Annotated in this window: 22 protein-coding genes; 16 read left to right on the top strand and 6 right to left on the bottom strand. The window is 70.3% G+C overall.

What is annotated here, in order from left to right:
• Positions 1-56 precede the first annotated feature (56 nt).
• Complete coding sequence (locus ACIGDI_RS18980) at positions 57-812, top strand: FadR/GntR family transcriptional regulator (protein WP_399897868.1); 756 nt, start codon at positions 57-59, stop codon at positions 810-812.
• Between the two features lie 140 nt (positions 813-952).
• A complete protein-coding gene (locus ACIGDI_RS18975) occupies positions 953-1204 on the top strand; it encodes a hypothetical protein (RefSeq protein WP_399897866.1) in 252 nt (83 codons plus the stop codon).
• A gap of 40 nt (positions 1205-1244) precedes the next feature.
• Here the strand turns inward: ACIGDI_RS18975 and ACIGDI_RS18970 are convergent, their stop codons facing one another.
• The gene (locus tag ACIGDI_RS18970) at positions 1245-1829 is read right to left on the bottom strand and encodes a PadR family transcriptional regulator (RefSeq protein WP_399897864.1); all 585 of its coding nucleotides are present in this window, start codon (positions 1827-1829) and stop codon (positions 1245-1247) included.
• Between the two features lie 107 nt (positions 1830-1936).
• Between ACIGDI_RS18970 and ACIGDI_RS18965 the strand changes: the two genes are divergently transcribed.
• Together ACIGDI_RS18965 and ACIGDI_RS18960 are read left to right on the top strand one after the other, a co-directional pair.
• Entirely contained in the window at positions 1937-2614 is a 678-nt protein-coding gene (locus tag ACIGDI_RS18965) for an ABC transporter ATP-binding protein (protein WP_399897862.1), read from the top strand.
• 5 nt (positions 2615-2619) lie between these two features.
• Positions 2620-5436 (top strand): FtsX-like permease family protein, encoded by a 2817-nt coding sequence (locus ACIGDI_RS18960; protein ID WP_399898852.1) that lies wholly within the window; start codon positions 2620-2622, stop codon positions 5434-5436.
• Between the two features lie 146 nt (positions 5437-5582).
• Here ACIGDI_RS18960 and ACIGDI_RS18955 read toward each other — a convergent pair whose 3' ends face one another.
• Entirely contained in the window at positions 5583-6149 is a 567-nt protein-coding gene (locus ACIGDI_RS18955) for a dihydrofolate reductase family protein (protein ID WP_399897860.1), read from the bottom strand.
• 371 nt (positions 6150-6520) lie between these two features.
• Positions 6521-7342 carry a GntR family transcriptional regulator gene (locus ACIGDI_RS18950; protein WP_399897858.1) on the bottom strand — a complete coding sequence of 274 codons (822 nt, stop codon included), beginning with the start codon at positions 7340-7342 and terminating at the stop codon, positions 6521-6523.
• 519 nt (positions 7343-7861) lie between these two features.
• Here ACIGDI_RS18950 and ACIGDI_RS18945 point away from each other — a divergent pair.
• The 6 genes from ACIGDI_RS18945 to ACIGDI_RS18920 all read left to right on the top strand — a co-directional run bounded on the left by ACIGDI_RS18945 (position 7862) and on the right by ACIGDI_RS18920 (position 13867).
• The gene (locus ACIGDI_RS18945; RefSeq protein ID WP_399897856.1) at positions 7862-9295 is read left to right on the top strand and encodes a cellulose binding domain-containing protein; all 1434 of its coding nucleotides are present in this window, start codon (positions 7862-7864) and stop codon (positions 9293-9295) included.
• A 214-nt stretch (positions 9296-9509) separates the two neighbouring features.
• Entirely contained in the window at positions 9510-9713 is a 204-nt protein-coding gene (locus ACIGDI_RS18940) for a hypothetical protein (RefSeq protein ID WP_399897854.1), read from the top strand.
• A 469-nt stretch (positions 9714-10182) separates the two neighbouring features.
• Complete coding sequence (locus tag ACIGDI_RS18935) at positions 10183-10761, top strand: phosphatase PAP2 family protein (RefSeq protein WP_399897852.1); 579 nt, start codon at positions 10183-10185, stop codon at positions 10759-10761.
• Positions 10762-11121: 360 nt separating this feature from the next.
• Positions 11122-11550, top strand: a complete 429-nt coding sequence (locus ACIGDI_RS18930; protein WP_399898849.1) for a phage holin family protein — start codon at positions 11122-11124, stop codon at positions 11548-11550.
• The gene (locus ACIGDI_RS18925) at positions 11547-12026 is read left to right on the top strand and encodes a DUF3618 domain-containing protein (RefSeq protein WP_399897850.1); all 480 of its coding nucleotides are present in this window, start codon (positions 11547-11549) and stop codon (positions 12024-12026) included. The genes ACIGDI_RS18930 and ACIGDI_RS18925 overlap by 4 nt, the downstream gene beginning before the upstream one ends.
• 770 nt (positions 12027-12796) lie before the next feature.
• Positions 12797-13867 carry a YihY/virulence factor BrkB family protein gene (locus ACIGDI_RS18920; RefSeq protein ID WP_399897848.1) on the top strand — a complete coding sequence of 357 codons (1071 nt, stop codon included), beginning with the start codon at positions 12797-12799 and terminating at the stop codon, positions 13865-13867.
• A 258-nt stretch (positions 13868-14125) separates the two neighbouring features.
• Here the strand turns inward: ACIGDI_RS18920 and ACIGDI_RS18915 are convergent, their stop codons facing one another.
• Entirely contained in the window at positions 14126-14605 is a 480-nt protein-coding gene (locus ACIGDI_RS18915; protein ID WP_399897846.1) for an ATP-binding protein, read from the bottom strand.
• Between the two features lie 391 nt (positions 14606-14996).
• Here ACIGDI_RS18915 and ACIGDI_RS18910 point away from each other — a divergent pair, with 391 nt between their 5' ends.
• The gene (locus tag ACIGDI_RS18910; protein WP_399897845.1) at positions 14997-15437 is read left to right on the top strand and encodes a hypothetical protein; all 441 of its coding nucleotides are present in this window, start codon (positions 14997-14999) and stop codon (positions 15435-15437) included.
• Between the two features lie 385 nt (positions 15438-15822).
• On the opposite strand, the gene ACIGDI_RS18905 is transcribed toward ACIGDI_RS18910, so the two are convergent.
• A complete protein-coding gene (locus ACIGDI_RS18905; protein ID WP_399897843.1) occupies positions 15823-16404 on the bottom strand; it encodes a dihydrofolate reductase family protein in 582 nt (193 codons plus the stop codon).
• 162 nt (positions 16405-16566) lie between these two features.
• Between ACIGDI_RS18905 and ACIGDI_RS18900 the strand changes: the two genes are divergently transcribed.
• The 5 genes from ACIGDI_RS18900 to ACIGDI_RS18880 all read left to right on the top strand — a co-directional run bounded on the left by ACIGDI_RS18900 (position 16567) and on the right by ACIGDI_RS18880 (position 20769).
• On the top strand, positions 16567-18012 hold the full coding sequence (locus tag ACIGDI_RS18900) for an MFS transporter (protein ID WP_399897841.1): 1446 nt from the start codon (positions 16567-16569) through the stop codon (positions 18010-18012).
• Positions 18002-18967 carry an RNA polymerase subunit sigma-70 gene (locus tag ACIGDI_RS18895; RefSeq protein WP_399897839.1) on the top strand — a complete coding sequence of 322 codons (966 nt, stop codon included), beginning with the start codon at positions 18002-18004 and terminating at the stop codon, positions 18965-18967. Before ACIGDI_RS18900 ends, ACIGDI_RS18895 begins: the two co-directional genes overlap by 11 nt.
• Positions 18964-19587, top strand: a complete 624-nt coding sequence (locus tag ACIGDI_RS18890; RefSeq protein WP_399897837.1) for a hypothetical protein — start codon at positions 18964-18966, stop codon at positions 19585-19587. Before ACIGDI_RS18895 ends, ACIGDI_RS18890 begins: the two co-directional genes overlap by 4 nt.
• On the top strand, positions 19584-20441 hold the full coding sequence (locus tag ACIGDI_RS18885; RefSeq protein WP_399897835.1) for an alpha/beta fold hydrolase: 858 nt from the start codon (positions 19584-19586) through the stop codon (positions 20439-20441). The genes ACIGDI_RS18890 and ACIGDI_RS18885 overlap by 4 nt, the downstream gene beginning before the upstream one ends.
• 196 nt (positions 20442-20637) lie before the next feature.
• Positions 20638-20769 carry a hypothetical protein gene (locus ACIGDI_RS18880; protein WP_399897833.1) on the top strand — a complete coding sequence of 44 codons (132 nt, stop codon included), beginning with the start codon at positions 20638-20640 and terminating at the stop codon, positions 20767-20769.
• A gap of 266 nt (positions 20770-21035) precedes the next feature.
• Here ACIGDI_RS18880 and ACIGDI_RS18875 read toward each other — a convergent pair whose 3' ends face one another.
• Positions 21036-22175 carry a PucR family transcriptional regulator gene (locus tag ACIGDI_RS18875; RefSeq protein WP_399897831.1) on the bottom strand — a complete coding sequence of 380 codons (1140 nt, stop codon included), beginning with the start codon at positions 22173-22175 and terminating at the stop codon, positions 21036-21038.
• Positions 22176-22237 lie beyond the last annotated feature (62 nt).

The following is a 22237-nucleotide window of genomic DNA, read 5'->3' as shown; positions in this document are numbered from 1 at the left end:
TCGGGACAGCACCCGCAGGCCGTACCCTTGCACTCAATCATTAAATGATTCGATGAATGGCGTCCAGGGGGCGGGCAGAGATCGTGGTGCACTTCCGGACCATGCACCAGCGCGTGGTCGACGAGCTCGGGCGCCGCATCGTGGGTGGCACGTGGGAGCCGGGGGAGCCGTTGCCGGTCGAGGACGCGCTCGCGGCCGAGATCGGCGTCAGCCGGGGCGGGTTGCGGGAAGCGGTCAAGGCACTGGTGGCCAAGGGGATGCTGGAGGTACGCCCGCGCACCGGCACGCGCGTGCTGCCCCCGGAGCACTGGAACCACCTGGACCGTGACGTGCTGCGCTGGAAGCAGACCGGGGACGCCACGGCTCTGCTGCGAGACACGGGTGAACTGCGCCGTATCGTCGAGCCCGAGGCGGCGCGGCTCGCCGCCGAACGGGCCGGCCCCGACGACATACGAGCCCTGTACGACTCTCTGGCCGCCATGCAGGCCGCGGCGGCGGAACCCGGCCGCAACGGCTACATCGAGGCAGACATCGCCTTCCACCGCGCCCTGCTCGACGCCAGCGGCAACCGACTCCTCGGCTCACTGGGCCGCGCCGTCGACATCGCGCTGGAACACAGCTTCCTCGTCAGCACCCAGACCCCCGGCGCCGTCGCAGCCTCGCTGCCGGGTCACCGCGCCATCGTGGAAGCCGTCGAGGCCCGCGATCCTGAGGCCGCGGCGGCCGCGGTGCTGGCGATCATCGAAGCCGCCGAGGTCGAGATCGCCCAGTCACCTGGACTGCCGAGCGATGGCGTACGACCTGTCCGTTGAGCGCTACGGGGAGTTGAGGCCAGTCGGGAAACTCGCTGCTGAGCCGATGTCGGTGAGCGGCGGTGTGGTTGAGGCGCCGCGCGCCGATACGTGTCCGAGGCCACGTGGTATGAAGCGGGCTGCGGGGCAGACGTTGCGGTATGGAGATCGAGCTGGTTGGCGGGGCCTCCGACGGTCGCCGCCTGTCCGTCCGCCGTGAGCCGACAGGTCCGCAGCCCTACCTGCTCGTCGCGGAACACCTCCCGCTGCGTGACGGGAACGGCGAGCCCGCAGCTGTGGAAGCCCTGCTCGCCTCCTTCCAGATCGTCCGCTACGAGCATGACGCGGACGCGGACGACCGCGCGGGTGTACGGCGCCGACTGTACCGACGCACCTCTGAGCCCGCTGTGTGACCGGAGCGGTCGATGGCCCGGCGGTGGCTGGAAGATTCAGTCAGGCCCCTTGCCGGCCCTCCTCCTGGCCGGTGTCGGCCGGTGGGGGAGCGGTCTTGGCGTGTTCGGTGATCGGGGCGAGGCGTTGGGTGGCCGTGCCGAGGAGTTCCAGGTCGGCCTTGGTGTGGGCGATCGCCGCGTCGATCAACAGGGTGACAAGGGGATCGTCCGCTCGGGTGCGACGTAGTCGGGTCAGGCCGGCGAGTTCGGCGATGTAGGTCTGCTGTTGTGCGGCGACGAGCGTGTCGAGGGCGTCGGGACCGAGGGAGGAGGCGCCGAACAGTTTGAGGAACAGTTCGTCGCGGAAACCGCCGGTGCGCACCCAGGCACTGGTGGCCCAGTTCCGCAACTCGTCGTGCCCGGCGGGTGTGAGGGTGTAGCGGGTCTTGTCGGGGCGGTCCGCCTGGCTCACATGGGAGCGGACGACGTACCCGTCTCGGACCAGGCGGTCCAGGATCTGGTACAGGTGCCCGATGTTCAGGCCGCCCCATTGAGGGCCCATGGCCTGCTCGAATCGGCCCTTCAACTCGTAGCCGTGGTCCGGGCCATCGGCCAGCAGCGCGAGCACCGCGTGGTGAAGCGGCATGGACCCTCCTGCAACGCCATTTACATGCCTGATGGATTGTGACAATGTACCGCTGCATTGTGACAATGCAGGAGGGTGGCAGCACGGTGGAAGTGACGTTACGAGGCGTGACGCGCCGGTATGCGGAGCTGGTCGCGCTGGATGCCGTCGACCTGCGGATCGAGTCGGGGACCGCTGTCGCGCTGACGGGTCCCTCGGGGTCGGGGAAGTCCACGGTGCTGCACCTGCTCGGCGGCATGGACCGGCCCAGCGAGGGGATGGCCGAGGTCGACGGCGATGAGCTCACGCCGCGACGGCTGGACGCGCACCGCCGACGGGTCGGCTTCGTCTTCCAGCGCTTCCATCTGCTGCCCGCTTTGACCGTGCTGGACAACGTCCTCGCTCCGGTGCTGCCGCGGCGGGTGGATTTCGACCGGCACGGGCGCGCGAAGGAACTGCTGGAGGCCGTCGGCCTCGCGGAGCGCGCGGACGCACTGCCGTCGCAACTGTCCGGCGGTCAGCAACAACGCGTCGCGATAGCACGAGCGTTGATCAACCGGCCCGGGCTGCTGCTGGCCGACGAGCCGACCGGGAACCTGGACAGCACGACCGGGCGGGAGATCGTCGACCTGCTGCTCTCGCTGCGGGAACGCTACGGCACGACCATGCTGGTGGCCACGCACGACGTCGAGGTGGCCGCGAACTGCGACCGGATCGTACGGCTGCACGACGGCCGGATCGTGGCCGATGACCGGGTGACGCCGGACGGCGACGTCCTCGGCCGTCTCGGAGGCCTCCGCCCGTGATCGGCATGATCCTCTCCCAGTTGCGGCGTCGACGCGGACGGGCCCTCGCACTGGCCGTCGGCATCCTCGTCGCGGCCACCGGTTTCACCCTGCTGACCTCCGCCGTCACCACCAGCCGCGCCCGGACCACCGGAGTGGTTCGGCACAACGCCCGTTCCGCTTACGACATCCTGGTCCGCCCGTCCACCGCGCAGACCTCCGTCGAGCGTCAACGGGGCCTTGTGCAGGCCAACTTCATGTCCGGCGTGTTCGGCGGCATCACCCTCGACCAGTACCGGCGCATCGAGAAACTGCCAGGACTCGACGTCGCCGCCCCCATCGCCAACATCGGATACCTGATGGTGGACGGCAGCCTGCACCTCGACGTCTCCCGTTTCCTGGACTCGGACGCCTCCGCCCAACTGCTGCGCCTGAAGCCGACGGTGAAGGCCGGCCTCGGCAGCTACCCGGCCGCCGACCAGTACGTCTACCTCACTCGCAACCCCATCACGATCCGCAACGACCTCATGGCCGACATCGGACTGGCCGGGCTGGAGCAGGAGAAGGCGGCCGGGAGGAGGTACTGGGTCTGCTGGTACTACAACAGCGACAAATCCGATACGACGACGGGCGCCGACGGCAAGACGCTGACACCCCAGGCCGATCCCGGCTACAACCCGGTGCCGACGTCCGCCTTCGACCTGGACGCGCGGTCGCGGATGACGTGCCGGTCGGGACAGGGCAAGGCTTCGGCGGAGATCCCGGTCGCCTTCCCGGTGCTGCTGTCCGCTGTCGACCCGGAGGCCGAGGACCGGCTGGTCGGCCTCGGCGACACGGTCACGTCCGGCAGGATGCTCACCTCGAAGGACCGCCCGGTGTGGGGCCCCGACCCCTTCGACAGCGGCCCGGCGGCGAGCCGCCAGCACGACTACCAGGTACCGGTCATGCTCAGCAGCCACGCCCTGACCTCCACCACCCTGACAGCGAAAGTGGAGCGCCTCGAGGCGGGCGACCCCGCCAAGCTGCCCGGCAAGCTGGGCAGCCCGGCCGCCCACCGGTTCGTCACCGCACTACGGGGTCGGACCGTCGGCACCGTCGGCGCCGACCTCGACAAGGCCTTCCGTTCCGTCGACAGCGCCGTCAACTTCGACACCGGCGGCTACTGGACCGTGGGTCCGGTCACCTACAGCACGTCCGCCGACGGTCTGGTGGCGCGGACCCGCCCGCAACAGGCCGCCGAAGTCTGGAAGAACAACCTCGAAGGGACCTCGGCCCTGCTGTCCGACGTCCCCGAAGAGAACGCCGGCCCGCAGTACCGTACCGTCGCCGGCCACGCCTCCACGAACTGCGGCGGACACAAGACCTGCAGTGCCCCGGACAGCGGCCGCGCCCCGATCCCGGTCATCCATCTGGTCGGCCGCTACGACACCACCCGGCTGCACGGCTTTTCCGCGCTCTCCGCCGTTCCGCTGGAGACCTACCGCGCCCCGCAGGTCACCGGCGCCGACGCGGCCACCCGGTCCGCGCTCGGCGGCCGACCGCTGCACCCCGACCGCAACCTGGGCGGCTACCTGAGCCCACCGCCCACCCTGCTCACCACGCTGGACTCGATCGGCGCCTTCACCAAGAGCCGCCACACGCCCACCGCCCAGGAAAAGGCGCCCGTCAGCGCCATCCGCATCCGGGTGGCCGGAGTGAGGGGCGTCGACGCCGCGTCCCGGGCCCGGGTGAATGCGGTGGCCGCGCGCATCCATGACACGTTCCCGGATCTTCGCGTCGACGTCACCGTGGGCAGTTCCCCGGCACCGCAGACCGTCGCCCTCGCCGGCGGGCTCAACGTCCGGGAGAACTGGACCGCCAAGGGCGTGGCACTGCGCGTCCTGCGGGCCGTGGATACCAAGAGCGCCGTGCTGTTCGTGCTCGTGCTGGTGGTCTGCGGGCTGTTCCTGACCCAGGCCGCGCTGGCCAGTGTCCGCTCCCGCCGCACCGAGATCGGAACACTGCGCTGCACGGGGTGGAGCGCGGGGGAGGTCCTCCGCCTGATCCTCGGCGAACTCGTCGTGGTCGGCCTGGGCGCGGGCGCGTCGGGTGTGCTGCTCGCCTACGGCCTGGGCGCTCTGCTCGGTCTCTCCCACTCGTTCGCAAAGGCCGCCCTGGTCCTGCCGGTCGCCCTGCTCCTCGCACTGGCGGCGGGCCTGATCCCGGCATGGCGGGCGACTCGGATCAGTCCCCTGGACGCCGTCACCTCCCCGATGGCGCCGGCCCGCCGCTCCGTTCCCGTGCGTTCGGTCGCCGGTCTCGCCCAACGCGACCTGCTGCGGGCGCGCGGACGTACCGTGCTCGGCGCGGCCGGACTCGCCCTGGCGGTGGCGGCGTTCACCGTGCTGCTCTCGGTCACCTTCGCCTTCCGGGGCGAGGTCGCGGGTTCACTGCTGGGCGACGCGGTGGTGGCCCGGGCCCGTACCGCCGACTACCTGAGTGTCACCCTGACCTTGCTGCTCGGCGCGGCCGGCGCGGTGGACGTCCTGGTCATGTCCCAGCGAGAACGGGCTACGGACCTCGCCGTCCTGCGCGCCACCGGCTGGACGACAGGCGAACTGGCCCGACTGACCCTCTACGAAGGCCTCGGTCTGGCCCTGCTCGGCAGCCTCACGGGCGCCGCCGCCGGACTGGCCACAGTCCTCGCGCTCGGCGAAGGAGTCCTTGCCGGGCACCTGTTGCCGGTCGCCGCAGCCGCTGCGACAGCCGTCCTCGTCTCGACCGGTCTGGTCTGCGCGGCGCTGACCGTGCCTATCCGCACCCTGACCCGGATCGCCCCCTTGCGGGTCCTCACCGCGGATTGATCACGACAACAAGAAGCTCTTCGCCGCGGTGGGAAGGCCCCGGGGACGCGCCATCGGCTTCCTGGCCGGGTGTGCGACGAGGAGTTGCGCGCGCAGCGGGTCCACCTGGGGTTCCATTGGGGCCGGTTGCGTCGGCGCATCGTGGATCAGCGTTGGCTGGCGGGCTTGCTCGGAAGTTCAGTGCGACTGCCCCGACAGGAGTAGACGATCTCCACTGAGCCACCGGGGAGGGCGCGTTCGCGCAGGAAGGTCAGCCCTGTGTCGGGGCTGAGCTTGGGGGTCAGTTGCATACCGCCGCCGAACAGCATGGGCAGGACGACCAGTTCGAGGGTGTCGAGTGCGCCGACGGCGTGGAAGGTGCCGATTGTCTGCGGGCCTCCGATGAGGTGGACGTCGCCACCCCTGTTGGCCGAGCGGAGCTTCTCCAGTAGCCGCACCGGGTCGCTGTCGGTGGTGACGTGGTCGGGGGTGCCGTCCGGACGGTGCGAGCCGAGCACGAAGACGTCGAGGTCCGGCCAGGGCCAGCGGTTGTTGGTCAGTGCGGGCTCGAAGGTGGTACGGCCCATCAGCGCCGCCTCGCAGCCTTCGAGGAACTCCCGGATGCCGTGGCTTTTGCCGGAGACGAAGGCGGGGTCGGCGGTCAGGGCGGGCCACCCGTTCGGTGTGGTCACGTAGCCGTCGGCACTCATGCTCATACGGGCGCGGATCTGCATGATTTCTCCTCGGGGCGTTCGGTTCGGCCGACGTTTGCGGGCGACACTCCGAACGATCGGTCGACGAATTGGCAGCATCAGTTGATCGCCGAGCCGCGGCCTGTCCGGATCTTGTGTCTCAGGTCGCGCCTCTACTCCAGCGTCGAACGGGAGGATCGCCGATCGACACACTGCGGAAGATTCTTTCCCGGGGCGAGTCGGCGGTCTTGGAGTCCGGCCGTCTGCGGCGTGTCCTTCGCGGGTCCCGACCCGACCCGTCAGACCGACGGCGAGGAAGACAGGGGTGCGGGTGATCGCGGAGCCGCCACGACTCTCGCCTTACTGCCGCGTCTCTGCCCGCTCCGCGGCGACGCAATCGACTGAGCGCGTCTTCAGCGCGAGGTGGTGGTCGTGGCTTCCCACTGGGTGACCGAGCCGGGCCCCATGCCGGGGACCAGGCCCGTCGTGGACGCCTGTCCGCCCGCGGACGTGGGGGCCAGCGTGAGGTGGGAGACGATGCGGTAGCGGTCGCCGCGGTAGATGGAGTGGACGTATTCCACGGGCCGGCCCGTGTCGTCGTTGGTGAGGCGTTCGAAGAGCAGGGCGGGCGAGAGGTGCGGCACCTGAAGGAGCCGTGCTTCGGCCTGGCTGACGACGGTGGGCTCGATGGTCTGCACGGCATCGCTGACCTGGACGCGGTGGCGCTCGCGCAGGTGCTCGTACAGGTCGCCCGCCTCGAGCTCCTGCGTGGTGAGGGCGGGAACCAAGTCCGCACGGATGTGGAGGTGTTCGATCGCCATCGGCGAGCCGTCGACGAGCCGCAACCGGGCCGCGTAGATGATGTCGGCGGCGGGGGAGAGGCTGAGCTTGCGGCCCACCCGGGCGCCGGCGGCGATGGTGGTGAACTCCAGCAGACGGCTGGACCAGGTGCCGGGTGCCTGAGGGAGCGTCATGCCGTGGGTGTCGGAGACGAGTTCCTGCGTGATCTTTTCAGGAGCGACGAACATGCCGCGCCCGTGTTCCCGTACGAGCAGCCCGGCCGCGACGAGTTCGTCGACAGCCGCTCGCAGGGTTGGCCGTGACACGTCGAGGTCGGCGCACAGTGCCCGCTCGGAGGGGATGGCGTCCCCAGGGCGGAGGGTCTCGATGAGCTGCAGGATGTGATCGCGCACGCGCTCTCGCTTGAGGACCGCCCCCGACTCGCCAGCCTTCATGGTGCCCGCTCTCGCTCGGCCGTACGTGAAGCCACCTGACCAGTCGCCTGGTGTTGACCACTGAGTCGCACTGGTCAGGCGCAGTGTAGTCCGCCCAGGGTAGTCATGTGGCAGACCCTCCGGTGATGGCTTTTGCTCAAATCCGGTGAAAGCGCGGGGGGTTGACGCTTCGATTGGTCTATGCCACCTTCTTCGCCAACGAGAGGTCACCTGTCCAGTTGTCCCACTGGTAAATTCCATCGGTGCTTTCCTTCCAGGGGTGAACCGTGAAGCTCCGCATGCTCGCAGGTGTGTACGCCCTGGTCATCGCTGGAGGTCTCAGTGCCTGCCACTCCGGTTGGCACGTTCGGTGACTCAGTCGGCGGGACGACGACGATCAACGGATTCCTCATGCGCGACAGCTGGCCCGACTTCGCCCCCGCCTGCCCGCCCACATATCGCACCTCGACGCCCTCGAGGTCACGCGCCGGGCCTGAGCCGACCGACGACAGAACGTCACATCCCTTCGGAAGGAGCACCATGAAGCCCCCCTCTGCTCCCCATGGACTGCGCGTAGCCGCGGCAGCCGCCGTCGCCATGGCCACCGCGGCAGGCGGTCTCGCCGCCCTCACCGGCACGGCCACGGCTGCCGGCGAACCAGTGACCGTCCAGTACCGCACCAGCGCGTCCGGCGCCACGGCGGACCAGGCCGAGCCCTGGATCAAGGTCAAGAACACCGGCTCCGCCGCCGTCCAGCTCTCCGATGTCAAGGTGCGCTACTACTTCAAGGCCGATGCCGGCAGCTCCGGTTATCGCTTCGCCTGCTCGTGGGCGGTGAAGGGCTGCGCCAACATCACCGGCACCTTCGGCGCGCTCGCCCACCCGACGGCGACCGCCGACCGCTACCTCGACATCGGCTTCACCTCGGGCGCCGGCAGTCTCGCCCCGGGCACCGACACCGGAGACATGCAACTGCGGTTCTACCGCGCCGACTGGCAGACCCTGAACCAGAGCGACGACTACTCCTTCGGAGCCTCGCAGACCTCGTACGCGAACTGGCCGAAGGTGACGGCCCAGTTGACGGGGAGCACGGTGTGGGGCACCGCCCCCGAGGGCAACGACCCGACCGACCCGCCCACGGACCCGCCGACCGACCCCCCGGGCGGTGGGCAGAGCCTGTTCGACGACTTCAACTACACGGCCTCCAGCGATCCGAGGATCTCCGCGAACGGCTGGAACGTCCGCTCCAACTCCGGCGGGCCCGGAGTGCCGGGCGCCACCTGGGTCCCGGAGAACGTCACCTTCTCCAGCACCGGCGGCAACTCCGTGATGAACCTGCGGACTTCGACCTCGGGCACGGGGGAGAGCACCAAGCAGACCGAAGTGCTCACCAAGGCGATGAAGTTCAAGAACGGCACGTATGCCGCTCGGGTGCGCTTCGCCGACGCGCCGCTCTCCGGACCCGACGGCGACCACCTCGTCCAGACGTTCTTCACCATCAACGACCTCAAGGCCCCGATGGCCGACGACTACTCGGAGTACGACTTCGAATACCTCCCCAACGGCGGCTGGGGCGAGCCCTCCAACATCCTGTACACGACGTCCTGGGAGACCTACAACCCCGACCCGTGGCAGGCGGTCAACCAGCACACCGAATCCCGCCAGAGCTACGCCGGCTGGCACGACCTCGTGTTGACCATCGACAACAGCAACATCAAGTACTACATCGACGGCCGGCTCTTCGGCACCCATGACGCCGCCTACCTGCCCGAGCGGGGCATGTCGATCAACTTCAACCAGTGGCTGATCGACTTCGGGGGCCTGAGCAGCTCCACCGCCCGCTCGTACGACGAGCAGGTCGACTACGTCCTGCACGTCAAGGACCAGGTCCTGACCCCAGCGCAGGTCACAGCCAAGATCAACACCTACCGCGCGGCAGGTACCAACTTCGAGGACACCGTCCCCGGAAGCTGAGCTACCGACGGGGGTCAGCACGGCACCCCTCACGCAGCACTGGCAGGCCGGTGTCCGGACACCGGTGTCACCTGAACCCCCCTCCACACCGGCCCTGCCCGCTCCGGTACTCGGTCGGACGGCGTGCGCCGCCGATCGGGTGCATTGGCGTGTGCAGCGCAAGGCGAGTGGGGATTACTGAGCGTGATCACTCAGCCCCACTGATAGGAGCAGCATGCGCATCAAAGCAGTCTTGGCCGCGACCGTCCTCGCCGCCGCCCTGGTAGCCATCGGTGCCACGTCGGCCGCAGCCGTCACGCATGACGGTCGCGGCGGTCACGACGATGAGGCGGTTTGCAGCCCGTACGCCGGCAGCCTCACCGCGTCGGGCGACCACGTGGACTGGATCGGCGCCCATTGCAGTGACTACCTGCGCTGATCGACCCGCTCCTGGCCCGGCTCCCCCACCAGTCCTGGTGGGGGAGCCGGGCTGTAGTTGATCACTACGGGAGCCACCGGGTTGCGCTGCGGCCGCCCGAAAACTTCCCGACGGTGACGTCGACAGTTAGGTGCCTGACCCAGCCGTCGACCACCTTGATTCCGCTGTGGGATGGGGGAACCACGGCCAGCTGTACACACGACTTCTCCCACTGGGTGACGCCGTTTCGGGTTGCCACCGGCCAGCGACACCGCGAGTGGGATTCTGGTCCTTCCCGAGCTGAACTGCCCCGCGCCGCAGCAGACTTGACTCCACCGGCCTGGCAGGACAACTGGTACCACCCCTGATCGTGCACGCCTCCTTGCTGGGTGATGATCCGTCCCCGTGCGGTCCCTCCCCGGCGGATCGCGGCGGGGTGGGGCACCCGCCCTACGCCCGGGTTGGCCGTGGCGGACGAAGCCGGCGCGGTGTGGCGGCGTCGGTATTGGGATACCGGCGGTTCATGCATGTGATGGCTGTGGTGAGTGAGGCAGATCGGGTGGTTTCCCAGCGGGCGGCCTGGATTCCTGAGGGTGTCGGGCGGGCTCTGTCGGTACTGGAGGAGGGGGCGGAGGGTTCGAAGCTGTGGTGTGGTGCGGCCATGGCGATGGCCTGGTGGGGCGGGTGGCGCGGGCGCCGGGCGGCTGGTTCGGGATTGGTGGCGCTGGCGGTGGGGCAGCTGGTGTCCAACGGTGTGTGCAAGCGACTGGCCGGCCGGTCCCGGCCGCCGAAGCAGTGGTTTCCGCACGACGAGGTTGACGACCGGCCCGCATCATCGTCGTTTCCGTCGGGTCACACTGCTGCCGCGGTGGCTTTCACGGCCGCGGTGGTGCCCGCGTGGCCGGCCGCCGGGGCCGTGTGCGGGCTGTCGGCCGTGCTGGTGGCGATCGAGCGGGTGCAAAGCGGCGCCCACTATCTGAGCGACGTGGCCGGCGGCGCCGTCGTCGGTCTGGCCGCCGCCTGGCTCACCCGCCGTGCAGGGCAGCAGCTGTGGCGCCATGGGCGTTGAGTCGGCGACGAGGCGCAGCGGACTTGGCAGTGCCGTCTATGTGGTCTGAAGTGTTTCGACCCCGCTCGGTACGCACTCCAGCGGTGGGCGGCTGGGGGTGTCTGGCAGCCAACCCTCAGGCAGGCCCGTCGCCAAGCCGGTTAGTGCGCTGCAGGAGCCTGCCGGGCCACGCCCTGGGGGGTGCCGGTGGGCCCGCAGTCGAGACTCTCTGGGCCGGCCTCGCCGGCTGATGTGGTTGTCGGTACACCGCATAGCTGTGAACTGGCTGGTTGGGGGTACTCGCGGATCTCGTACCGGGCTGGGCACATGGTCCCCCGGTGTGTGACGGCGATCAGACGGGAGGTGGCTGTTGTGTCGAGTATGCAGCCGCATTATGCGGAATCGAGCGGGGGCAGGGCAGGTTCGGGTCAGGAGCCGGTGGGCGAGCTGGTGCAGCGCGCCTCGCAGCAGCTGACCGAGCTGGTGCGCGGCGAGATGAGGCTGGCGCAGGCGGAGATGAAGCAGAAAGGCAAGCGCTACGGCAAGGGCGGCGGCCTGTTCGGCGGCGCCGGAATCGTGGGCTTCTTGATGCTGCAGGCGCTGGTCGCCACCGCGATAGCGGGGCTGGCGGTGCCGTTGCCGGTGTGGGCGGCAGCGCTGATCGTCACGGCGGTGCTCGGCGTGATCGCCGCGGTGATGGCCCTGACCGGCAAGAAGCAGGTGCAGCAGGCTGCTCCGCCCAAGCCGGAGGAGACGATCGAGAACGTGAAGGCCGACGTGGCCGAGATCAAGGAGAGTGCTCACCGATGACTCAGCCTCCGCACGACGAGCCCACCGCTGCCGACCCCGAGGAGCTGCGGCAGCAGGTGGAGCAGACCCGAGCCGAACTCGGGCAGACGGTCGAGGCCCTGGCGGCCAAGGCCGACGTCAAGACGCGCACGCAGGAGAAGGCCGCCGAGGTCAAGGAGCAGGCTGCTCACAAGGCCGCCGAGGTCAAGGAACAGGCTGCGGTGAGGGCTACCGAGCTGAAGGGACAAGCCGCTCACAAGGCCGGCGAACTGAAGGCCAAGGCAGCGGTCCTGGCGCACCAGGCGCAGGACAAGGTGCCCGACCCGGTCAAGGACAAGGCGGTCCAGGCCGGGCAGCTGTGGCAGGACAAGGCGCCCGAACCGCTGCGGCAGCGGACGGCCCAAGGGGCGCAACTGGCGCGGGACAACCGCACGGTACTGCTGGTGGCCGCGGGTGTGGCTGTGCTGGCGTGGGTGGCCTTCCGCGGCAAGGAGTAAGGCGACGAAGGCATGCGAGATCGCGTAGAAGCCGGTCGGTAATGACGGGGAAGCCGCGGACGCCACCGACGACGACTGCTCCTGTGGTGAGGTGTCGCTCGCGGCCACCCTGCAAGGCGCGATCTTTGCCGCGGTCAAGCGGGGGCGTCGACCGCACCGGTGCCACGCTCACGTGCCGCCGCCCTGCGGAACCTGGCCCGACTGACCGGCACGGCGGAAGCGGGAAGGCCTGGATGACGAAAAGACCTGCCTTCCCGCGCTCCTTCCGCCCCTGACGAATGGCTGACACTGAACATGTCCGATCAGCACGCCGCCGCCGCAGTCACGGCCGCGGCCGTGATCGCCGCGATCCTGGTTGCCCGGGCGACGGTGTTGCACCAGGGTCGGCTCCGGCGCGGCACCGGCGCGGCGCACCGGCCGCACCGGCCGTACCGGCACAGTCCACGGGGCACCCGGCAAGCCGCCCCCGCGGCACCTGCTCCTGCCGCTCCGGTCACCGACGCTGTGCGGGAAGCCGAAGCGCACGTCCACAGGTGCTGGCAGCAGCTGAAGAATACGGCCAACCCGCCCGAGTGACCCATCCCGGCAGGGCCGGCAAACCGAGCCGAGGGGCGCTGCTCGGACGCTGCATCATCCCGGCGATCGTCTCCCGGTCTCCTCTGGGGCTGGGCCGCCGGCCACCACGCGTAATGGTCGGCGGCCCAGCCCCGGCGGGCGCGTCCAGAGTGCGTGCGCTGTGAGAGACGCGGCCACCGGGGCACTCGCCTCGCATGACAAAAAGGCATGTAACGGAAAAGCAAGACAATTCTGTCGATTCTCCGAGGTCAGAAGAGGCGGGCCCGGGGCCGGAAGTGGAACGGCGCGCACCCGAGGCCCCGACGAAGCTGCCGAAAGGCGCCTGGCGTGCGGTGCTCAAGGGCAGCTTGCGGGAGTTCAAGGACGATGAGCTGACCGACCGGGCGGCGGCGCTGACGTACTACGGTGTGCTGGCGTTGTTCCCGGCGCTGCTGGCGCTGGTGTCTTTGCTGGGTCTGACGGGCAGGTCGACCACCGACAAGGTGCTGAACAACATCAAGCAGTTCGCTCCCGGCTCCGCCCGTGACATTCTCACCAGCGCGGTGCACCAGTTGCAGGGCAACGCCGGCATCGGCTCGCTCATGGCCCTGGTTGGCCTGGTGCTGGCGATCTGGTCGGCGTCCGGCTATGTGGCGGCGTTCATCCGCGCGTCGAACGCGGTCTACGACATGCCGGAGGGGCGACCGGTATGGAAGATCCTCCCCGTACGGCTCGGCGTGACGATCACCCTCCTGATCCTGGCCGTGCTCAGCGCGGTGATCGTGGTCTTCACCGGAGAGCTGGCCCGCCGGGCCGGCAGCACGCTCGGGCTCGGGGACACAGCCCTGACCGTGTGGGCGATCGCCAAGTGGCCGGTGCTCGTCGTCCTGGTCACTGTCATGATTGCGATCCTTTATTGGGCGAGCCCGAACGCCAAGGTGAAGGGATTCAAGTGGATCACCCCGGGCAGTTTCCTGGCCCTGGTGATCTGGCTGATAGCCTCCGCCGCCTTCGCGTTCTACATCGCCAACTTCGCCTCCTACAACAAGACCTACGGCACGATGGCGGGCGTCATCGTGTTCCTGGTGTGGCTGTGGATCACCAACCTCGCCATCCTGCTGGGCCTTGAATTCGACGCGGAGACGGCCCGCCAGCGCGCCATCGCCGGCGGTCACCCGCCGGAGGCCGAGCCCTACACGCAGCCGCGAGACACCCGGAAGTGGGACGAGCAGGACCGGCGTCGCGTGAAGGCACAAGGAACCGATGGCGGACCGGTGACCGACTGATCCGCGTCCGCGCGGAGCGCCCCTCGCCCGCGCCCCGGAACGGGGGCACAGCGATCACGACGACAAAGGACGCAGACGTGGGCTGATAGTGCCGCTCTTCGGGGGCGGCACCGGGGCGGCACAGATATGAGGCCGATCTTGTGATTGCCGGTCGCCACGTCGGCCTGGAGCGCGGCAATGGTGACCTCCTCAGGCGTCGCACCGCTCTCCCAGACAAGGCCGATCGGGCCATGACCGCACAAGCCCCCGCCCCGGGCTCTACAGAGGCGGCCGTCCCGCGGCATCGCCGTCCGGGGCGTCCAGCAGGGCGATGCGGACGGTGATGCGTTTGCCGACCGGCTCGCGCTGCATCTCGAAGCCCTGGGCGACGGCCATGACGATTTCCAGGCCGTGCTGCCCGACGCGGCCGGCATCGGCGGCTCGCGCGATCGGCAGGGCCGGTTCGCAGTCCCATACGACGACTTCGACCGCGTCGCCGGCGATGCGCAGGTCCAGCAGGACGGGGCCGGGCGCGTACTTTCGGGAGTTGGTGACCAGCTCGCTGACCACCAGCCGGGTCACGTCCACGGCGCGCTGGGAGACCGGCAGGCCGTGCTCGGCCTGGACCTCGGTGAGGAACTGGGCGGCGACGTGGCGGGCCCGGGCGATGGCCGTGCCGTCGCTGTCCAGGACCAGGCTGGTCTGCAGGACACGGGTGTCCCGGGTGGTGCCATCCCTGCCCGTGAGCCTGTGTTCCATCACGCCGCCTTCGGTCGCCCTGTTCCGCTGCGCTGCTCTGGTTCCCGCGCGCGCCGCATTCATCCCTGCGGCCACATGGGATTCCCGTCACGCCCACGCACTGCCAGGTAAGGGGAGGGCGTTCGTGCGCGGGTCCGGCCTGTGCTGCCGGGCGAGGGCCGTCGGGTTCGAGGGAGCCTTGGCCGCTGCGCGCCCCGCAGCCCGCCGCCACCCGGGCCGCCGGGCCCCTTCTCCGCCGCCGACCGTCTCTCGCCCGGCGTAACGGCCTTTGTGACGCTGGTGACAGGACCGCGACAAAAATGACCACAACTCTCAGCAGGTCCGCCCGGTCTCACTTGGCGTGGACGGCGACGACCGGCCGTCCTGCCAAGACACCAACAGGGGGAACACCATGAAGTCGAACCGTCACAAGGCAGCCACCGCAGGCGCTCTTGCCGTCCTGGCCCTGGGCGGCACGCTCGCCGCGACCGCACCGGCCTCGGCAGCCACTGCCGGTGCCTACAACGGCGCGTGCGGCAAGGGGTACGAGGTCTTCATGGCGACGCCGATCAATTCCTCGCAGACAACCGTGGCCGCCACCACGTACGTGGCCTACAGCTCCGCGGACAAGCAGTGGTGCGCCGTCACGGTGCGCAACAAGCCCGGCGCCCGAGTGTTCATGGAGGTCACCCTGGACACCTGGCCCTCCGGCAACCACCCGGCCCGGGACGCCGGCTCCTACACGACCTACGCCGGCCCGGTGTACAAGAACCTCCCCGAGCCCGGCCAGTGCATGACGTGGAGCGGTTCGATCGACATCTACTACAACTCCGACCAGGGCCTGTGCCCCTGACCTGACGGCTGCGGGCGTGGTCGACCTCCGGGTCGGCCACGCCAACTGCCCCGGCAGCGAGAACACCGCCCGCCGCATGCGCGCAGCAGCCCGTGCCCCGCCGTATGTACAACTCCACGCCCAGCAGGGCTTGTTGGATCGCGGAGGCCAGGCCGCACCAGGCCCCCGACCGCCTGCGGAGGCCCATCCGACGGCCGAGCGGCATGCAATGTCCGACGCGCGGATGCAGACCGAAGCGCAGCAACTCGCCGCCGCGTGCAGTAGGAGACGTCCGCGCAGATGATCTCCGCCACCGCACGTCTTCCCCCGCTGCGCCCAGTCCCCATCCTGCGTACCCTCCCCGGTCCGGCAGCTGGCTGCACGGCAGCCACTCGCACCCGGGTCATCATCCGTTTGCGGCGCTGTCACTCCTCGCCGGACGGTAGGTCAGAGACACGAGGCCGGGGTCGCGGCCCGGGCCCGCGCTCACCAGCTCCCACGACCGGGACAGAGCGCCGGGCCGGTAGTACGTCGTGCCGTCCACGAAGACGGGGACAACGGTCAGCGTCAGCTCGTCGACGAGGCCCGCGTCGCACAGGGTCTGGCCGAACTGTCCGTGCCCGTAGACGATCAAGTCCCGCCCGGGGGCGCGTTTGAGTTCGGCCACGGCCTTCACGGGATCACCGGCGATCACCCTCGTGTTGGTCCACTCCGCCTCCTGGAGGGTGGACGAGAACACGTACTTCCTCATCGCGTTGATGTGCTCGGCGTACGGCCCGGACGCGGCGGGCCACTGGCGGGAGAAGAGCTCGTAGGTCCGCCGGCCCATCAGCATCGCCTCGCTCCGCTGCAGGACCTTCAGGGAGTGCCCCGCGCTGCCGGGCCCGAAGTAGGGCCCGGCCCAGCGAAGCGGCTCGCCGATCACACCGTTCAGGGACACGAGGGCGGTCTGCACGAGCCGCCGGGAGCTGTCGGAAATGGCGTTCATGGGATTTGGACTGCCTGCGGGTCCTAAATGCATCGGTGCCGGTGCTAATTCTTGTGCTCAGTGCTCAGTGCTCAGTGCTCAGTGCTCAGTGCTGGGCCCACCGATGCATTCCTCCCGGTCGCCGAGTCCATACCCGTGACAACGCGACCGGAAGGACACCCCATGACCACATCCGCCGCCACCGGCAGGCCACCCGCGCTGCGCTGGGTCCTGGCCCTGACCGCGGTGGCCGGACTCATCGTCGCCCTGGACCAGCTGGTCGTCGCCACCGCGCTGAACACCATCCGGCAGGACCTGGGCGCCTCCATGACCGACCTGGAGTGGACCGTCAACGCGTTCGGGCTCGGGTTCGCCGCCCTGCTCATCCCGGCGGCCGAGTTCGGTGACCGGATCGGCCGCAAGCGCGCCTACCTGTCGGGTCTGCTGCTGTTCGCCGCCGCCTCCGCGGCCTGCGCTCTCGCCCCGACGACGGGAGTCCTGATCGCGGCCCGCGCCGTGCAGGGTGCCGCGGCCGCCCTGCTGTCGCCGGCCGCGCTGGCGCTGCTCACCGAGGCCACCCCGCCCCGCCGGCGGGGAGCCGTCATGGGCGTCTACGCGGCCGTGATGGGCCTCGCCGTCGTGGGCGGCCCCCTGGTCGGCGGCGCGGTGGCCGAGGGGCTCGCCTGGCAGTGGATCTTCTGGATCAATGTTCCGGTGATCGCCGTCGTCGTTCCCATCGCCCGCTCGGTGCTCACGGAGCACACCGGCCGGCCCGCCGCTCCCGACCTCCTCGGCATCGTGCTCGCGGCCGGCTCGATGTTCGCCCTGGTGTGGGCGTTGGTGCGGTCCGGGCCCGTGGGCTGGGAGAGCGTGGAGGTGCTGGGCACCCTGATGGTCGGCCTGGTCACCCTGGGGGCCTTCGCCGTACGCCAGGCAACAGCCGCGCATCCCATGCTGCCCACCGGCCTGCTGCGGCAGCCGGCTTTCGCCGCGGGCAACCTCTCGACCCTCCTCCTGACCGCCTCCCTCTTCGGCACCGTCTTCTTCCTGGCGCAGTACCTCCAGGTCGCCCTCGGCCAGTCGCCGCTGGGTGCCGGGCTGAGGTTCCTGCCGTGGACCGCGACCCTGTTCGTCGTCGCCCCGGTCGCGGGCCGGCTGCAGGACCGGATCGGCCCGCGCACCCTCATCTGCGCCGGTCTGTTCCTTCAGGGCGCGGGGATGCTGTGGATCGGCGTCAACGCCCACCAGCACCAGGGCTACGGCGCCTCCGTGGCCGCGCTCGTCCTGTCCGGGGTGGGTACCTCGATGGCCATGCCGGCCCAGCAGACGGCCGTCATGGGCGCCGTACCCCCGGCCCTGATGGGCAAGGCCGCGGGCACCTTCAACACCGTGCGCCAGCTCGGCGGAGCCCTCGGCGTCGCGGTCATGGCGGCGGTCTTCGGCGCGGTGGGCGGCGAGGACTCCCCGCTCGCCTTCGCGGACGGCTTCTCCGGGGCCGTGATCGTCGCCGCCGCCCTGGCCTTCACCGGCGCCGCGTGCGGGCTGCTCGCACCGGGCCGCTCTCGCCCGGCCGCACCGGTCGGCGACGGCGCCGACCGGGCCGTACAGGAGGAACTCGGTGCCCACTGACGACTTCACCGCACTCGCCGCCTCCTACCGGCAGGAGCTGCTCGCCCACTGCTACCGGATGCTCGGCTCGGTGCACGACGCCGAGGACCTGGTCCAGGAGACACTGCTGCGCGGCTGGCGCGGGTACGACCGTTTCGACGGCCGTTCCTCCCTGCGCACCTGGCTGTACCGGATCGCCACCAACGCCTGCCTGTCGGCGCTTGCCGGCACGCACCGCAGGGTGCTGCCCTCGGGTCTCGGCACGGCCACGGAGGACGGGGGCGCGGACCTCGTGCACGCCGACGAGGTCGCCTGGCTCACCCCGCTGCCCACTCCCGGGCATACGGCGCACGCGCAGGACCCCTCGGAGATCACGGTCCTGCGCGCCAGCACCCGGCTCGCGCTGGTGGCCGCCTTCCAGCGGCTGCCCGCCCGGCAGCGGGCCGCGCTGCTGCTCGTCGACGTGGTCGGCTTCCGGATCGCCGAGGCCGCCGAGTTTCTCGGCACCTCCGTCAACGCCTGCCGCAGCCTGCTGCAACGCGCACGCGCCGCCCTGGCCGCCGACCCGCCCGCCGAGGACGACATCCGCCCCGACCCCGAGGTGGACGAGGAGGTGCTGCGCCGCTACCTGGAGGCGTTCGAGGCCGCCGACACCCGACGGCTGGCCGAACTGCTGCGCAGCGGCGTCACGTACGAGATGCCGCCGATCGCCACCTGGTTCCGTGGCCGGGACGCCGTGTGCGACCACTGGACGCGCCGCGTCTTCAGCAAACCGCGACGTGCCCTGCCCCTGTGGGCCAACGGCTGTCCGGCGATGGCCGTGTACCTGCAGGACGCGGACGGCGACATGAGGGCGCACGCCATCGAGGTCCTGGAGACGCGGGGCGGTCAGGTCGCGCGGGTCGTGGTCTTCCTGCACCCCGAGTTGTTCGGGCACTTCGGCCTCCCGAACGTGCTGGCAGGAGCGAGTGCGTGAACCCCCGACGCCTCCCGGGCCCGATTCACTCGCAGTTGATGACGCCCGCACCACAACAACCGCCGGGGCCGCACCCGTTGGATCTGCTCGTCCAGGCAAGCGGCGCCGCACTGGACAGCCTGCACCGGGCCGCCCTCGCCGACCCGGGCGCACCCACCCCCTGCACCCGCTGGAACCTCGCCACCCTGGTGCGGCACCTCACCGACTCCACCGCCGCGACCCGTGAACTCCTCACCGGCCGGCCTCCCGGACCCCCGCCACAGCCCGGCTGCGCGCCGGCCCGACACGAGCTGCACCTCCTGCGGGCCACCGTGCGCGACCTTCCCCGGAACCCCGTCCACGTCCGCTGGGCCGCACTCCTGGCAAGCTACGAACTCGCCCTGCATGCCTGGGACATCAACCAGGCCACCGGGTGCCGCACCCCCCTGCCGCCTACCCTGGTCGAGGCGCTGCTCGGCTACGCCCCCCTGGTGGTCGACGGCGTGGACCGCACCGACCTGTTCGCCGCTCCCCTTCCGCCACCCTGCCCCGACGACCCCGTCGACCGACTGCTGGCCCTCTTCGGCCGACACGCCGAGCCCGCTCCCCGAGACCCGGACAGGACGATCCACGCCCCATGAACCTCACCCTTTCGGAAACCGACCTCGAGAACGCCGACGGCCGCCGCATGCACGTCTACGACTCCGGCGCGGGTGACGGCCCGGCCCGAATGACGGTGTTCTGGCACCACGGCACACCCAATCTGGGCAGCCCACCCGCGCCCCTGCTCCCTGCCTCCCGGCAGCTCGGCATCCGCTGGATCTCCTACGACCGCCCCGGCTACGGCGGTTCCACACCCCTACCGGGCAGGAGCGTCGCCTCGGCCGCCGCCGACGTCTGTGTGATCGCCGACGCCTTGGACATCGAGCGCTTCGCCGTCATGGGCCACTCGGGCGGCGGTCCGCACGCCCTGGCCTGCGCGGCCCTGCTGCCGGAGCGGATGCTCGGCACGGTGAGCGTGGCCGGACTGGCGCCCTACGACGCGCAAGGGCTCGACTGGTTCGCCGGGATGCACGACTCCGGCCGAGCCTCCCTGACCGCGGCGGCCGCGGGCCGCGAGGCCAAGGCGCGTCACGAGGAGGAGGCGGTCTACGACCCCGCCATGTTCACCGCGACCGACCATGCCGCACTGGCCGGGGAATGGTCCTGGTTCGAGGAGGTGGTGACCCCGGCCCTGGCCGACGGCCCCGGCGGGCTGATCGACGACGACCTGGCCTACGTCCATCCCTGGGGCGCCGATCCCGGGACCATCACCTGCCCGGTCCTCCTGCTCCATGGCGGCCAGGACCGCATCGCACCGAGCACCCACGCCCGCTGGCTCGCCGACCGCATCCCCGGATCGACCCAGTGGCTCCGCCCGGACGACGGACACATCTCGGTACTGAACAGCGCGATCACGGCACTGGAGTGGCTGGTCGGCCACGCGGAGCCGTGACGCTTCCTGGTGGGCCGACCGACGGATCGCTGGGGCGCGCTACACAGCCGAAGGGAAGAGCATCTGGCAGCTGGAGATTGTGGGAAGTCCCCAATAAAGACCGGGTAGTTGAGTCGTGTCCGACCGGAGGCTACTTGTGCGTCCCGCTTTAGTCTGAGCAGTCAGTTTCCATTTGTTCACCGAATGGGGGATCCCGATGAGGGAACCTGGGCGCGCTTCTGGGAAGGTACGCCGTGTCGCGGGCAAGGCGGGGAAGGTCGCGCTGGCCGCGGCACTCGGCACGCTCGTCCGCTGGGCTGTCACCTGGCTCCTCGGCCGCCTCGGCTGAGTTGACGACCAGATCCCGGCCGTCGCCGGCGTTGTCGGACGCCCGCGCAGACGATCGGACATGCTGTTCGCCGACCGCGGCTACGACCACGACAAGCACCGCCGGCTCCTGCGGCAGCGCGGCATCCGGCTTGTGATCGTCGAACGAGGACAGTGCGCGGCACCGGTCCGGGAAGTGTCCGCCGGGCCATCGAGCGGACGATCTCCTGGTTGCACGGGTGATTCCTGGACCGCTCGCGGACGCGGTCGTAGACGGCGAAGTACGCGTCAGCCGACCCGAAGACCGACCGCCAGCGTCAGTTCGAGGACCCGGTGTGGCGATGCGAGGTCCGGAAACAGCTCGCGCACCTGCGACATCCGGTACCGGACCGTCTGGGGATGGACGAACAACGCCGTCGCCACCTCGTCCCGCCTGCCCTGGTGCAGCAGCCACGCCCGCAACGTCTCCTCCAGCCGCCGTGCGGTCGCGGCAGGCAAGGTCCGCAACGGTGCGAGGGCTCGGGCGCGCAGGTCTGCGAACGCGTCCGCGTCGGCGCTCAGCACCAGCTCGGGCAGGTGCTCCTCGGTGTCGCGAATATCCGAGGACAGGGAGCGTGCCCGTACGGCTCGTGCGTACGAGGCGGACGCACGAGTCCACGGCCTGGCCGGGCCGACCACGGCGGTGCGGTCGCTCAGCTGCCGCAGGAGATGTGATCGGTCGGCATCGGGGACGAGCAGCACACCGCTGGCGTCCGGCAGATCGTCGAGGACGAGGGTGCTCGGGTCGAGCGCGCGGTAGGCAGGCCGGGCCTGGGCGGCGGGCAGCAGGACCGCGGTCAGCGAAACCGGAGGCTGCCAAGCGGCCCGCTGAGCAGAGGCCAGCAGCACGTCCGGGCTCGCGCCGGCGAGGAGGTCGCGGGCCAGGTGTTCCAAGTGGCGCTCTTGGGCCCGGCCCCGGGCGGCCAGTTCGTCGGCGTGGCCCGCGGCGCTCGCGGCGGAGAGCTCGTCGATGTAGGCGAAGGTCAGCTCGGCGAACTTGGCGACCTCGGCGGCGGGCAGACCTGCCGGTACGGCACCCGCTGCCAGGCATCGCCAGGCCACGCGGGCGCCGACGCGGTAGGCGCTGAGCAGCGCGTCCATCGAACGGCCGTCACGCACCTCGCCGCGGCCCAGCTCGTAGGCCGCGTCACCGGCGTCGCCGCCCGTGGCGTTCCCGCTCGCGAGGTCCAGGTAGTGCCCCAGGGCGGTGCGGACGGCCCGGCGGATCGTGGCGCCCATGTGGCCCGACAGGGCGTTGGCGTAGGAAGGGACCTCGTCGATGATCGCCTGGACGACCTCGTCGGCGGTGGTCTTCAGCGCGGCCCGAAGCGCGGTGACCGTCGTCTCGTCCAGGGCCAGTTCACTGACTCTCCGGATTGCATGGCTCACGTTTTTGTTCCCTGCGAACAATTCTACCCACCAGATTTACGTCCTGTGGTCAGGACTTTACC

Source organism: Streptomyces sp. NPDC085900, assembly GCF_044540925.1.
In the GTDB taxonomy this organism is placed as follows: domain Bacteria; phylum Actinomycetota; class Actinomycetes; order Streptomycetales; family Streptomycetaceae; genus Streptomyces; species Streptomyces gilvifuscus.
This window is presented reverse-complemented; position numbering and strand designations above follow the sequence as displayed.